The organism is Burkholderia sp. Ac-20353 (genome assembly GCF_017104785.1).
Lineage (GTDB): Bacteria > Pseudomonadota > Gammaproteobacteria > Burkholderiales > Burkholderiaceae > Burkholderia.
The window spans coordinates 1-13,903 of sequence record NZ_JAAGPL010000215.1 but is presented as its reverse complement, the minus strand read 5'-3'; the positions used below and the strand labels follow the sequence as shown (position 1 = coordinate 13,903).

The 13,903-nt window shown below is 65.3% G+C and carries 14 protein-coding genes and 1 pseudogene; 12 read left to right on the top strand and 3 right to left on the bottom strand.

Going from position 1 to position 13,903, the window contains the following annotated elements; translation table 11 throughout:
* Positions 1-433: cytochrome c biogenesis protein CcdA (locus G3N94_RS34735; RefSeq protein ID WP_277398592.1), on the bottom strand; the 433-nt coding region annotated here is incomplete at its 3' end.
* A 30-nt stretch (positions 434-463) separates the two neighbouring features.
* Positions 464-979, bottom strand: a complete 516-nt coding sequence (msrB, locus tag G3N94_RS34730) for a peptide-methionine (R)-S-oxide reductase MsrB (protein ID WP_205798466.1) — start codon at positions 977-979, stop codon at positions 464-466.
* A 182-nt stretch (positions 980-1,161) separates the two neighbouring features.
* On the opposite strand from msrB, the gene G3N94_RS34725 reads away from it, so the two are divergent.
* Together G3N94_RS34725 and G3N94_RS34720 are read left to right on the top strand one after the other, a co-directional pair.
* Positions 1,162-1,359 carry an aldehyde dehydrogenase family protein gene (locus tag G3N94_RS34725; protein WP_346778752.1) on the top strand — a complete coding sequence of 66 codons (198 nt, stop codon included), beginning with the start codon at positions 1,162-1,164 and terminating at the stop codon, positions 1,357-1,359.
* Positions 1,360-1,867: 508 nt separating this feature from the next.
* Complete coding sequence (locus tag G3N94_RS34720; RefSeq protein ID WP_205798472.1) at positions 1,868-2,653, top strand: ABC transporter substrate-binding protein; 786 nt, start codon at positions 1,868-1,870, stop codon at positions 2,651-2,653.
* Positions 2,654-2,854: 201 nt separating this feature from the next.
* Here G3N94_RS34720 and G3N94_RS34715 read toward each other — a convergent pair whose 3' ends face one another.
* Complete coding sequence (locus G3N94_RS34715) at positions 2,855-3,487, bottom strand: TetR/AcrR family transcriptional regulator (protein WP_205798462.1); 633 nt, start codon at positions 3,485-3,487, stop codon at positions 2,855-2,857.
* A gap of 260 nt (positions 3,488-3,747) precedes the next feature.
* On the opposite strand from G3N94_RS34715, the gene G3N94_RS34710 reads away from it, so the two are divergent.
* From G3N94_RS34710 to G3N94_RS34665, 10 genes and pseudogenes are all read left to right on the top strand, one after another.
* Positions 3,748-5,784 (top strand): NADH:flavin oxidoreductase, encoded by a 2,037-nt coding sequence (locus tag G3N94_RS34710; protein ID WP_205798460.1) that lies wholly within the window; start codon positions 3,748-3,750, stop codon positions 5,782-5,784.
* A gap of 238 nt (positions 5,785-6,022) precedes the next feature.
* Positions 6,023-7,285 carry a Xaa-Pro peptidase family protein gene (locus G3N94_RS34705; RefSeq protein ID WP_346778751.1) on the top strand — a complete coding sequence of 421 codons (1,263 nt, stop codon included), beginning with the start codon at positions 6,023-6,025 and terminating at the stop codon, positions 7,283-7,285.
* Positions 7,278-8,369, top strand: a complete 1,092-nt coding sequence (locus G3N94_RS34700; RefSeq protein WP_205798457.1) for a hypothetical protein — start codon at positions 7,278-7,280, stop codon at positions 8,367-8,369. The genes G3N94_RS34705 and G3N94_RS34700 overlap by 8 nt, the downstream gene beginning before the upstream one ends.
* 19 nt (positions 8,370-8,388) lie before the next feature.
* A complete protein-coding gene (locus G3N94_RS34695) occupies positions 8,389-8,907 on the top strand; it encodes a MarR family transcriptional regulator (RefSeq protein ID WP_205798455.1) in 519 nt (172 codons plus the stop codon).
* A gap of 252 nt (positions 8,908-9,159) precedes the next feature.
* Positions 9,160-9,975, top strand: a complete 816-nt coding sequence (locus G3N94_RS34690) for an amino acid ABC transporter ATP-binding protein (RefSeq protein WP_277398591.1) — start codon at positions 9,160-9,162, stop codon at positions 9,973-9,975.
* The gene (locus tag G3N94_RS34685) at positions 9,976-10,617 is read left to right on the top strand and encodes an amino acid ABC transporter permease (protein WP_205798453.1); all 642 of its coding nucleotides are present in this window, start codon (positions 9,976-9,978) and stop codon (positions 10,615-10,617) included.
* Positions 10,614-11,276, top strand: a complete 663-nt coding sequence (locus tag G3N94_RS34680; protein WP_205798452.1) for an amino acid ABC transporter permease — start codon at positions 10,614-10,616, stop codon at positions 11,274-11,276. The genes G3N94_RS34685 and G3N94_RS34680 overlap by 4 nt, the downstream gene beginning before the upstream one ends.
* An 82-nt stretch (positions 11,277-11,358) precedes the next feature.
* The gene (locus tag G3N94_RS34675) at positions 11,359-12,195 is read left to right on the top strand and encodes a transporter substrate-binding domain-containing protein (protein ID WP_205798450.1); all 837 of its coding nucleotides are present in this window, start codon (positions 11,359-11,361) and stop codon (positions 12,193-12,195) included.
* Between the two features lie 248 nt (positions 12,196-12,443).
* Complete coding sequence (locus tag G3N94_RS34670) at positions 12,444-13,574, top strand: porin (RefSeq protein ID WP_205798468.1); 1,131 nt, start codon at positions 12,444-12,446, stop codon at positions 13,572-13,574.
* 53 nt (positions 13,575-13,627) lie between these two features.
* Positions 13,628-13,903, top strand: a pseudogene (locus G3N94_RS34665) (electron transfer flavoprotein subunit beta/FixA family protein); the annotation flags it as partial.

The following is a 13,903-nucleotide window of genomic DNA, read 5'->3' as shown; positions in this document are numbered from 1 at the left end:
GCACGAGCCCGAGGATCGGGCCCGCGCACGGCGCCCACAGCAATCCGGTCGCGATGCCGAGCAGGAACGACGAGCCGAGGCCCGCCGCGCGGCCGTCGCGCTGCGCGAAACCGGTGAGCCGGTTGCCGGCGGCGACGAGCGGGCGGGTCAGGTGTTCCGCGAGCCGCGGCATCAGCAGCGTCAGCCCGAATACGGCGAGCAGCACGATCGCGGCCCAGCGGCCGGCCTGGTTGGCCTGGGCGACCCAGCCGCCGCCGAGGGCCGCGAGGGTCGCGACGAACGCGAACGTGAGCGCCATGCCGACGAGAAGCGGCAGGCCGGTGCGCGTGAACGGCTGGTCGGCGCGCGCGAACACGAACGGCAGCACGGGCAGGATGCACGGGCTCAGGATCGTGAGCACGCCGCCGAGATAGGCGAGGACGATGAGCAGCATGGGGCAGTCTCCGGAGGTTTGGGGGCCGAATCAGGCGGCAGTCGGGTGGAACAGGAGCGCGAGGCCGTTCATGCAGTAGCGCAGGCCGGTCGGCTTCGGGCCGTCGTCGAACACGTGGCCGAGATGGCCGCCGCAGCGGCGGCATTGCACTTCGGTGCGGATCATCCCGAACGACAGGTCGGTTTTCGTGACGACCGCGTGGTCGAGCGGCGCCCAGAAGCTCGGCCAGCCGGTGTGGCTGTCGAACTTCGTCGTCGACGAGAACAGCGGGAGCTGGCAGCCCGCGCACGCGAACGTGCCGTGCCGGTGCTCGTCGTTGAGCGGGCTGCTGTACGGTCGCTCCGTGCCGGCTTCGCGCAGGATGTCGTACTGCGCGGGCGTCAGCAGCCGATGCCATTCGGCGTCGCTGTGGGCGACTTCGAAGCCGCCGATGGCCGGCGCGGCGACGGCGCTGCGGAACAGCGCGCGGCGGCCCGCGGTGGTCAGCGCGGCGAGTGCCGCGAGGCCGGTGGCGCCGGCGAACAGGAAGGTTCGGCGGGTGTGCATGATGGGCTCCTGGTGGCGGATCCTGAAAACATGCGCACAGCGTAGTGACGGGCCGGTACCGAAGTCCTCACGGAAAGTTAAAGGAATTGTGAAGTTTTCCGGGTGATCCGGTCGGGTCCCCAGTAATCCATCCACGCCCGGTCTGACAAGGGTTTGCGGTGAATTCGCGGTCTGCGCCCACCGTGCTGGCAGGCGCTTTACAGGCCGACGAGATCGTGCAAAAGGAAGTCGTTGGCCCCGTCGTTTCGATTACCCGATTCGACGACGAAGACGAAGTCGTCTCGTGGGCGAACGATTCCGATTATGGCTTGGCGAGTTCCATTTGGACGGCTGATGTCGGGCGTGCCATGCGCGTGAGCGCCGATCTCCAGTATGGCTAAGACGTTCGACGCGCATATGTGGAATCGCACGGAATGCGGTCGATTATTTTCGATGCGTCGCGTAGTAATCGAATGAAGCCGACGCGTCGAAATTCTGGATGCTCAATCGGATGAGGCACAATAGAGCCGGAATCGGTGATCTGAAAAGGCCCACGCTTGCGTGTGCCGAATCAAGCACGGCGGAAGAGCCCGCTATTCCTCGAAACAGAGGATGGAAAATCGTCCGTCTGGTCGTCGCGTTATCCAGTATTTATTCGCCCCGGTCGTTTCATCGATACAATCCGCACGAGACGCCGAATGATTGCCTCTGCCGTTGCTTGGCGGCAATGCCGTCGCATTGCCGCGGTGGAGGAATGCAGGGTTGAGGCGGCGCGGCGACCGATGGCGACCGACGGCGGGGGGCTCGGCGGCTGTCATGCAGGTGTCCGGTTTCGACGAATCAGGCGTCGTCACCCGTTTCGAATCGATCTGTTCGAAGGGTAAATGCCAACGCAGTTATTTCAACTACATGGAGAAAAGAATGAAGAGGATCATGATCGGACTGGTTGCGCTTGCCATGTCCGCAACCGGGTTTGCCAAGGAATGGACGACGATTCGCATTGGCGTCGACCCGTCTTATCCTCCGTTCGAATACAAGAAACCGTCCGGCGAATTGACTGGCTTCGGCGTGGACCTCGGCAATGAAGTGTGCAGGCGCCTCAATGCGAAATGCCTCTGGGTCGAAAATGCGTTCGACGGCATGATTCCCGGCCTGAAGGCGCGGAAATTCGACGCGGTCCTGTCGTCGATGTCGATGACGCCTGCGCGATTGAAGCAAATCGATTTTTCGAACAAGACGGCGCACGCACCGACGTTTCTTGTCGCGAAAAAGGGCTCGGGTATCCAGCCGACGCCCGCGTCGCTCAAGGGTAAAGCCGTAGGCGTGCTGCAAGGCTCGATGCAGGAGACGTATGCGAAGGCGCATTGGGAAGGTATCGGCGCACGCATCCTGTCGTATCAGAACCAGGATCAGGTGTATGCCGACCTGACCAACGGCCGGCTCGATGCTGCGTTGCAAAACGGCGTGCAAGCATCGCGCGGCTTCTTGAATACGCCGCAAGGCAAGGACTACGCGTTCGCGGGCGGTGAGCTGAGCGATCCGAAGATTTTCGGACCGGGTCAGGGCATCGGCATTCGCAAGGAAGACACGGACCTGAAGGACAAGATCAACACGGCGCTCGCCGCGATCCGTGCCGACGGGACGTACGACAAAATCGCTAGTCGCTATTTCAATTTCGACATCTACGGCAATTGAGCGCGTGCGCGTCCTGCTCGTCGCACCGGGTGACGGGCGCGTGACGTACCCGGCGCGGCGGAACGAAGCGGCGGCATGACAGAAATTTTGTATTGGGGGGCGGAGCGGAGAGCCCTTTGGGCATTGGCTTGTAGCACGGGCACAATTCAAAGGTAAAGGAATTGTGATGGTTTCCCGGGTGACCTGCCCTGTCCGTTTTCGCTAGACGGCCGCCGCCGCCGCGCGACGCGCAAAGAACCGCTGCATCTCGCGGTCGGTCGGCGGCTTGCCGGTGAAGACTTCCGCATAGGTCGCGATGCGCGCCATGCGCTCGTCCATCGGCTCCGTCATCTTCATCGACACGTAGCCGAGCTGGGTCAGATACATCGTGCGGGCGCGCACCTGCGCGTCGAGCGGTTCATAGCCGAAACGCGCGAACATCGCCGTCAATGCAGCGATCCGCTTCGCGTCCGCATTGGCCAGCTCGGTCGCGATCTCGGGCGCCTGCTGGCCCCAGCTGCGAATCGCCGCTTCGTAGCGGTTGTCGAAGATCGTGTCGTCGAACCAGCAGTCGAACACGTTCAGCACGGCCTCCGAGATCGTGTCCGCATACGCTTGCGTGCGCGCGACCCAGTTGTCGGTGTTCTTCGCCTTCCAGCGCGCCAGCAGCGTCGCGAGCAATTCGTCCCGGTCCCTGAAGAACCAGTAGAAGCTCGTGCGCGACAGATTCAGCTTCTTCGCGAGCGGCAGGATCCGCACGGACTCGATGCCGCTTTCGAGCAGGCTTTCGGTCGCGGCGTCCAGCCACGTGTCCGCCGAACCGCGAAGGTTCTCGGCTGCAATTGGTTCTTCCATCAGGCAAACATCCTCTCGTTCCAGTCGTCGATCGGTTGCGCACCGCGCAACCCGCATTGTGCCGCACCGCGTCGCGACGGCGGCCCGCGTACGCGTTCGATACGCCCCGCAACGCCAGTCGTAGGGGGTTTCCCGAGCTCGCTGTACACATGTGTTTTGTTTGCTTGACACATGTGTACAGCAATTCTAACCTAGGTCGCAACAGGCACTCATCTCAGGCAGTCACGAACCACGATCCCGTTCCCACCGAGAGGAATTCCATGTCGACCGATCCGCTGCTGCAGCCGTACACCCTCAAACATCTGACGTTTCGCAATCGCATCATGACGACGTCGCACGAGCCGGCTTACGCGGAGGACGGGATGCCGAAGGCGCGCTATCGCGCGTACCACGTCGAGCGCGCGAAGGCGGGCATCGCGCTGACGATGACGGCAGGTTCCGCGGCGATCTCGAAGGACAGCCCGCCGGTGTTCAACAACATCCTCGCGTACCGCGACGAGGTCGTGCCGTGGATGAAGGATCTTGTCGACGAGTGCCACGAGCATGGCGCGAAGGTGATGATTCAGCTCACGCATCTCGGCCGCCGCACGCGCTGGGACAAGGGTGACTGGCTGCCGGCCGTGTCGCCATCGCATGCGCGCGAGCCTGCGCACCGCGCGTTTCCGAAGAAGCTCGAGGAATGGGACATCGAACGGATCGTGCGCGACTACGCGGACGCGGCGGAACGGATGAAGGCGGCCGGCCTCGACGGGATCGAGCTGGAGGCTTACGGACACCTGATGGACCAGTTCTGGTCGCCGCTGACGAACACGCTCGACGCGCCGTACGGCGGCCCGCTCGAAAACCGGATGCGCTTCACGTTCGACGTGCTGCGCGCGATCCGCAAGCGCGTCGGCGACGCATTCATCGTCGGCATCCGCTACACCGCCGATGAAATGATTGCCGGCGGGCTGACGAAGGAAGAGGGAATCCAGTTGTCGCTCGCGATGAAGTCGAGCGGGCTGATCGACTTCCTGAACGTGATTCGCGGGCACCTCGAAACGGACGCGGGGCTGACGGACATTATCCCGATCATGGGGATGAAGAGCGCGCCGCACCTCGATTTCGCCGGCGAGATGCGCGGCATCACCGGGTTTCCGACCTTCCACGCGGCGCGGATCCAGGATGTGCCGACCGCGCGCCACGCGATCGCGTCGGGCAAGGTCGACATGATCGGCATGACGCGCGCGCACATGACCGACCCGCATATCGTGCGCAAGATCATCGAGCGCCGCGAGGACGACATTCGTCCGTGCGTCGGCGCGAACTACTGTCTGGACCGGATCTACCAGGGCGGCGCCGCGTTCTGCATCCACAACGCGGCCACCGGCCGCGAGCTGACGATGCCGCAGGTGATTCCGCCCGCGCCGGCGAAGCGCAAGGTCGTCATCGTCGGCGCCGGTCCGGCCGGCCTCGAAGCGGCGCGCGTCGCCGGCGAGCGCGGGCACGACGTGGTCGTGTTCGAGGCGACCGGCCATCCGGGCGGGCAGGTCCGCCTGACCGCGCTGACGCCGCGCCGCAAGGAGATGCTCGGCATCATCGACTGGCGGATGGCGCAATGCGAGCGGTTCGGCGTGCGCTTCGCGTTCAACACGTGGGCGGACGCGTCGACCGTGCTCGACGAGCGGCCGGACGTCGTGATCGTCGCAACGGGCGGGATGCCGGACGTCAACGTGCTGACCGACGGGGTCGAACACGTGGTGTCCGCGTGGGACATCATTTCCGGCGACGTGAAGCCGGGCCGCAACGTGCTGATCTACGACGACGCGGGCGATCACCCGGCGCTGCAGGCCGCGGAGACGATCGCGCACGCGGGCGGGGCGGTCGAGATCATGACGCCCGACCGCGCGTTCTCGCCCGAGGTGATGAGCATGAATCTCGTGCCGTACATGCGCTCGCTGCAGAAGCTCGACGCGAAGTTTACGGTCACCTACCGGCTCGAGGCCGTGCGCCGCGAAGGCGGCGAACTGGTCGCGATCGTCGGCAGCGATTACGGCGGCATCCGCAACGAGCGCCGCTACGACCAGATCGTCGTCAACCACGGCACGATCCCGATGGACGAGCTGTACTTCGCGCTGAAGCCGCAGTCGACGAACCTCGGCGCGGTCAACTACGACGACCTGATCGACGGCAGGCCGCAGGTCGAGAACCGGAATCCGGCGGGCCGCTTCCAGTTGTTCCGGATCGGCGACGCGGTGTCCGCGCGCAACACGCACGCGGCAATCTACGACGCGCTGCGGCTCGTCAAGGACCTGTAATGCGGCGTGCCCGCACGCCTGCCGCCGGCCTTCGCGGGCCGTTCGCGAAGCAAGGGTAAACACATTTTTAGCGCATTGACAGTTGGTTCCACGCGGGACTAATCTGCGTCGAAACAGGCAATGCGTCGGATCCGCGCTCCGTCCCGAGCGCTCACACTCCAGCCACAAGGGAACCGTCGTGATCGTGAACACTGCCCCGCCATTTCCCCACGCCGTTTCGTCGATGCCAGGCGCGCCGGTGGCTCCCGCGTACCGGGATGACGCACTGGTGCAGGGCCATCGTGTCGCGCCGGTCGATCGCGCGCTGCTCGACGCGTATGACGCGATCGATCGCCGCGCGCTGCGCGCGTACCGCGTGGAACGGCTGCGGGCGCAATTGCGCAAGCACGATTACGCGGGAATGCTGCTGGCCGATCCGCTGAACATCCGCTATGCGACGGACACGAACAATCTCGGCCTGTGGGTCATGCATTCGCCGAGCCGCTATGTGTTCATCGCGACCGACGGCCCGCTCGTGCTGTTCGACTTCACGAGCAGCAAGCACAACAGCGAACACATCGAGTCGATCGACGAGATCCGGCCGGCGACGCCGTGGATCTATTTCCTGGCCGGGCCGCGCGTCGAGGAGAAGGCCGATGCGTGGGCGCGGGAGATCGCCGATCTGCTGCGCGCGCATGGCGGCGGCAATATGCGGCTCGCAGTCGACCGCTGCGATCCGTGGGGCGCCGAGCGGCTGACGCGGCTCGGTGTCCGGTTGTTCGACGCGCAGCCGCTGACCGAGCAGGCGCGTCTCGTGAAGGGGCCCGAGGAAATCGCGCAGCATCGCGTGTCGATGGGCGTGTGCGACCTCGGCGTCGCACGCATGCGCGAGGCGCTGCGCCCGGGCGTCACCGAGAACCAGCTGTGGAGCGTCTTCCACGAGACGAACATCGCGCACGGCGGCGAATGGGCGGAAAGCCGGCTGTTGTCGTCGGGCCCGCGCACCAATCCGTGGTTCCAGGATGCGACGAACCGCGTGATCGAGCCGGGCGACATGGTCTGCTTCGACACCGATATGGTCGGCCCCGGCGGCTACCTGTCCGACATTTCGCGCAGCTTCGTGTGTCCGGGGCGCGGCGTGTCCGCGAACCAGCGCGATCTGCTCGGTTATGCGGAAGACCAGATCCGGCACAACGTCGGGCTGCTGCGCGCGGGCGTCACGTTCCGCGAGTTCGCCGAGCACTGCTGGCCGGTGCCGGAGCGCTACGTGCATAACCGCTACATGATGATGCTGCACGGCGTCGGACTCGTCGACGAATACCCGAGCGTCGCGTACGCGGTCGATTTCGATGCATGGGGCTATGACGGCACGTTCGAGGAGAACATGGTCGTATCGGTCGAAAGCTACATCGGTGTGCAGGGTGGCGCTGAAGGCGTGAAGCTCGAGGAGCAGGTGCTGATCACGTCGACCGGTGCGATTCCGCTGTCGGCGACGCCGCTGATCGCGGACCGCGATGCATGAGCCGGACGCGTCCGCCGCGTTATCCGCCAACCGTTTCGACATTGCCCGCCTCGACATGACAAACCCGTTTCCGATGATCGAATCCAGTCCGTTGCCGCAACTGATCTGCGCCGACGCGGTATTGAGCCGCATGCCGCCCACGCAGATGGTCGATGCGCTGGAAGCGGCGCACCGGTGCGCGTATGCGCCGCTCGCGCGCCTGCACGCGAGCGTGCCGCGCGATGCGCGCGAGGACGGCGAGATGCTGGTCTGGCTCGGCGGCGCGCGCGATGGCGCGACCGGCACGAAGGTCGTGTCGATCTCGCCGGACAACAGCCGGCGCGCGAACGGAGCGGCCGACACCTGGCATGCGGCCGTGCTGCTGTGCGATCCCGAAGACGGCCGGTTCCGCTCGATCATCGTCGGCAACGCGTTCACCCGCTACAAGACGGCAGCCGATTCCGTGCTCGGTGCGCGCCTGCTCGCGCGGCACGCGCCGCAGACGCTGACGATCATCGGCGCGGGCGCGCAGGCGGCGACGCACCTGCGCGTGATGGCGGCCGAATTTCCGACGCTGCGCAGGGTCGACGTGTGGAACCGCAACCACGAGCGCGCGGTACGGCTCGCCGGGCAGGCGGCTGGCGATGCGCCCGGCGCGGACGTGCGCGCCGTCGAGCACCTCGAACGCAGCGTTCGGGACGCCGATCTCGTCGTCTGCGTGACGTCGTCGACGTCGCCGGTGCTCGATGGCGCCTGGCTGCGCGACGGCTGCCATGTGGACCTGGTCGGCGGCTACACGCCGTCGATGCGCGAAGCGAACGACGCGGCGCTGCTGCGCTCGCGCATCTATGTCGATCATCGTGCGCTCGTGACCGAAAACTGCGGCGACATTCGTCAGCCGCTCGACGCGGGCGTGATCGACGCGACCGACATCGAGGGCGATCTGTTCGACCTGTGCGGCGGCTGCGTGACCGGGCGCCGGCACGATGCGGACATCACGCTGTTCAAGAACGGCGGCGGCGGTCATCTGGACCTGATGTTCGCCGACTGGCTGAGCCGCCGCTGCGCGGCGCCGGACGACGGCCGCACGCCGTCCGATCATTGATCCGATGGAGCTGCCTGCGATGAAAGAACCCGACCTCGAGTCCGAGCGCCACGACCACGACACGCAAGACGAGGCGACGGGCGGCGACGCCGTGTTCGACGCGATCGTCACGCACGGCCCGCTGAACGATGCATGGCGGCTGACGCTGTGGTCGAACTACTACACCGAGCCGGTGTTCGCCGAGATGATGGAGACGTTCGACGTCAGCCGCGACGAATTCAACGTGCTGGCCTGCCTGTCGACCGTCAGCGCGATGACGGCGAAGCGGATCTGCGAAGTGACGGGGCGGCCGAAAAACAGCATCAGCCGCGCGGTAAACCGGCTCGCGGAACGCCGGATGATCCGGCGCAAGACGAACGAGGACGATCGGCGCGAGATCCGACTCGCGCTGAACGAAAGCGGTCGCCGCCTTTACGAACGCGTGCTGCCCGTGTTGCTCGACCGGCAGACGCTGATGCTGAGCGCGCTCGATGCGGACGACCGCGCGGTGCTCGACCGGATCCTGAACAAGCTGATGAGCGCGCGTCACGGATGGTGAGCGCGATGACGAAGCCGTAGCCTGCATGAGTGAGGGTTCGCGATCGAGTTGATGCGTGTCGCGCAAGACATGATGCAAAACGATCGCTTGAGCCGAAAATATTGGACGCATTCAATATCGGTCATCTAGTCATATCGGTGTACTGAATAAATGAAGAGCGAATCGCAGATCGAAAGCGCGTTCCACTCCGGGCGCAGCGACGGTCGATCGATCTGGCGATCCGCGTTGACAGCCATCGACGGAGAAGCTTCCATGAACAGCATTGTCGCACCTCCCCTGCAAACCGAAGCCGGCGCGACGCAGGCCGGCCGTTCCGGCATGCAGCCGATCCTGTGCGTCGAAGGCGTCGGGAAGACGTTTGGCGCGCACCGCGTGCTGCAGGACGTCAGCTTCTCGATGAATGCGGGCGAGGTGATTGCGATCATCGGCCCGAGCGGGTCCGGCAAGAGCACGCTGCTTCGCTGCATCAACCAGCTCGAACCGCCGACCGAAGGCCGCGTGACGATCGGCGACGTGACGATCGAGGCCAACCACGCACCCGCGCGCCGCGAGCTTGTGACGCTGCGCCGCCGGATCGGGATGGTGTTCCAGTCGTTCAACCTGTTTCCGCACCTGACGGTGCTGCGCAACGTCAGCCTCGCGCAGGAGCGCACGATGGGCCGTAGCCGCGCGGACGCCGACCGGCGCTCGATGGAACTGCTCGAACGGGTCGGACTCGCGAGCAAGGCCGACCAGTATCCGGTGCGCTGTTCGGGCGGCCAGCAGCAGCGCATCGCGATCGCCCGTGCGCTCGCGCTCGAACCGGAAATCATGCTGTTCGACGAACCGACGTCGGCGCTCGATCCGGAACTCGGCCTCGAGGTGCTCGCGGTGATGAACGAGCTCGCGACATCCGGGATGACGATGATCGTGGTCACGCACGAAATGCATTTCGCGGAGAGCGTGTCCGACCGCGTGATCATCATGGCCGACGGACGGATCCTCGAAGCGGGGCCGAGCGAGGTCGTGATGCGCCACCCGCGCACCGAACGCGCGGCGAAATTCCTGAGTGCCGTGAGGGACCGCTGAATGATCGACCATCTTTCCGCCATTCTCGCCGGCGTGCCGTGGACGATCGCGCTGACGCTGACGGTCTTCGCGATCGGCGCGGTGCTGGGGATGCCGCTTTGCGTGCTGCGCAGCGCCCGCAATCCCGTCGTGCGCACGCTTGCGACGGCGTTCGTCGTCGGCTGCCGGTCAGTGCCGCCGATCGTCTGGCTGTTCTTCGTGTTCTTCGGGATCGGTAACGACTTGCTGCCGCTCAACCCGTTCACGGCGGCCGCGCTCGGCCTCGGCCTCGTGACCGCGGCCAATCTGTCCGAGGTCTACCGCGGTGCGCTGACCGCGATTCACCCGGGGCAGTACGAAGCGGCGAAAGTGCTGAATCTCACGCGCGCGCAGCAGTTTCGCGATGTGATTTTCCCGCAGATGGTGCGCATCGCGCTGCCGACCGCGGCGACCTACCTGATCGGCCTGCTGAAGGATTCGGCCGTCGCGTCGACGATCGGCGTGAACGAACTGGCGTTCCAGGCCTATCACGTGTCGCAGCAGACGTTTCGCGGACTGGGCGTCTATGCGGCTGCCGCGCTGCTGTATATCGCCCTCAGCATCCCGGTCGCATGGCTGTCGCGCTGGGCCGACCTTCACCTTCGTTCGCGGGTGTCGCGATGAGCTCCATGATCGATCTCTGGCAATCCTGGCTGCCCGACCTGATCGGCGGCTACCGTCTGTCGCTCGAAGTCACCGCGCTGAGCCTTGCGATCGGTATTCCGCTCGGCCTCGTGCTCGCGCTCTGCGTGTCGATGAAGCCGAAGGCGATCCGGGTCTGCGCACTCGTGTTCGTCGAGATCGGGCGCGGCGCGCCAGCGCTGATCCTGCTGCAGTTCTTCTACTTCGGGTTGCCGAATGCGGGGCTGACGCTGTCGTCGTTCCTGTCCGCCGTGGTGGCGCTCGCGTGCTGCACCGGCGCGTATACGAGCGAGATCATCCGCGCCGGTTTCGACGCGGTGCCGCACGGGCAGAAGGAAGCGGCCGCGGTGATCGGGCTCAACGCGCTCGACGCGCTGCGCTTCGTGATCGTGCCGCAGGGCCTGCGCGTCGCGCTGCCGGCGTTGCTCGGCTTCTCGATCATGATGCTGCAGGCCACGTCGCTGTGCTTCACGATCGCGCTGCCCGAACTCGTCAGCCGCGCGTCGAGCATCGGTTCGTCGACGTTCGAATACATGCCCGTGATGCTGCTCGCCGGCCTGATGTTCGCGCTGATCTGCGTGCCGGCGACTTTCGCCGTCTCTGCGCTCGAGCGCCGCCTCGGGCGGCATGCGGTCCGCTGAGCCGACGATGCCGTTCGGTCCATTCCTTTCGTTCGCCGGTTTCCGGTTTTTCTCCTTGCCACGCTCTTTCGGGGACATTCTCATGACATCAACCAAGCGTCGCCTTTTGCTCGAGCTCGTCGGCCTGTGTCTCGCGGGTCTCGGCGCCACCGCCCACGCGCAGTCCTGCAAGCCCGCGCACCAGTTCGAGACGATCCGGCCCGGCACGCTGTCGGTCGCCGTGTGGGATTTCCCGCCGTATTCGATTCCGGCCGGCACGAACGACATCAAGGGCGTCGACGGCGAGATCGTCAAGCAGATCGCCGCGCGCGAATGCCTGAAGCTTTCGGTGTCCGTCATCGATCCTGCCGCCGTCGTGCAGTCCGTCGTGTCGCGGCGCGCCGATATCGGCCTTGGCGACTGGTATCGCACGGCCGACCGCGCGAAGGTGCTCGGCCTGAGCGCGCCGTTGTATCTCGACCAGATGGCGGTGATCTCGAAGCAAGGCGTCGAAACCGTCACGGGCATCGTCGGCAAGCGGGTCGGCACGGTGCAGGGCTATCTGTGGACCGGCGATCTGCAGAAGCTGCTCGGCAGCGCGCTGGTCGTCTATCCGAACCCGGTCGCGATGGCGCAGGATCTGGCCGCCGGCCGGATCGACGTCGGCACCGACAGCTATGCGGTGTCGAAATACAACCAGGCGAAGGGCGGCTATGCGTCGATGAAGATCATGCTCGTGAATCCCGATCCGCGCGTGCCCGCGTCGCTCGAACCGGGGCAGACGGCGCTGCTCTTCACGAAGACGAATACCGCGCTTGGCGCCGCACTCAGCGCGAATATCGACGCGCTGCGCCAGTCCGGCGAGATCGCCCGGATCCTGAAGACCTACGGCCTGTCGACGTCGGCCGCCGACGTGGGCGCACCGCGGATCATTCAGTGACCGGACGGACGGTGGCGATGCGGCGGCCCGGCCACCCGGTCGCATCGCGCCGCGCGTGCAGTCCCTCGCAGTGAAAACCCGCTGATTCGCTCGCGTGCGACGGTCGAATCCGGGAAGACAGGCGGTGCGCGTCATCCTGGACCGGAATTTCGTTCAGACTTGAATCACACGTTACCGAAATCGAACCGAATCACCAAAATTAATCAGGATATCGAATGAAAAAACCAATATGGCGTCTCTCCGGATCGATGGTCGTCACATCGGCATGCGTCGTTTTCCCGATCGCCGCGCATGCCCAGTCGACCGTCACGCTGTATGGCGTGATCGACGAGGGGATCGACTACACGAACAACAGCGGCGGCAAATCGCTGTGGCACATGCAGGACGGCACGTACGACGGCGTCTACGGAAGCCGGTGGGGGCTGAAGGGCAGTGAGGATCTCGGTGGCGGGCTGTCGGCGATCTTCAAGCTCGAATCCGGATTCAGCGCCGAAAACGGGCAGATGCGGCAAGGCGGCCGCCTGTTCGGCCGACAGGCGTACGTCGGATTGTCCGACACGCGGTTCGGCACGCTGACGTTCGGCCGCCAGTACGATTCGATCGTCGACTATCTGCAGCCGTTGACGGCGCCCGGCCAGTTCGGCGGACCGTTCGTACATGCGGGCGACATCGACAACACCGACAACTCGTTTCGTGCCGACAACGCGATCAAATATGCGAGCCCGAGCTTCGGCGGCCTGACGTTCGGCGGCGTGTACGCGTTCACGAACTCGACCGCGCCCGTGCGTGGCACCACCGGCATGTGGAGCATCGGCGCGAGCTATTCGGTCGCGTCGTTCAATGTCGCGGCTGCCTACCTGTACGCAAAGAATCCGGCGCTGCAGTTCACGGACGGCGATTTCGTTTCCAACACGACGGGGGCGGCGATCGGCGCGACGGGGCCGTTCAGCTATGTCGGCAATCCGGCCAACGAGCAGGTGGTCGGCGCCGCGGCCAGCTATGCGTTCGGCCATGCGACGGTCGGGCTCGACTTTACCGATACGCGTTTCGAGCGTGCGAACGGTACGACGTCGACGGTCCGCTTCGACAATTACGAGGTGTGGGCGCGCTATGCGCTGACCGCCGCATGGTCGGTCGGCGGCGCCTATACGTATACGCACGGGCATATCGGCTACTCGGATGCCGCACCGATCTTTCATCAGGCCGGCCTGACGACGTCGTACGCGCTGTCGAAGCGCACGTCGATCTATGCGATGGGCGTCTACCAGCGGGCGGGCGGCGCCGCGACGCAGGCGGCGATCTTCGACGGTGTGGTCGGCAACGCGTCGAGCAACAATCATCAGATCGCGTTGCGGGTCGGGATGTACCACCTGTTCTAAACCTTGTGGAGTCGGCGGCAAGCGCCGGCCCCTTCATTTTTGGCGGATAAGCGATGAGGATTCTGGTACCAGTCAAGAGAGTGGTCGATTACAACGTGAAGGTCCGCGTGAAGTCGGACAACACGGGTGTCGACATCGCGAACGTGAAGATGTCGATGAACCCGTTCGACGAAATTGCGGTGGAAGAAGCCGTGCGCCTGAAGGAAGCGGGCGTGGCGACCGAAGTGGTCGCGGTGTCGGTCGGCGTCGCGCAAGCGCAGGAAACGCTGCGTACGGCGCTGGCGATCGGCGCGGATCGCGCGATCCTCGTCGAGTCGAACGACGGCGTC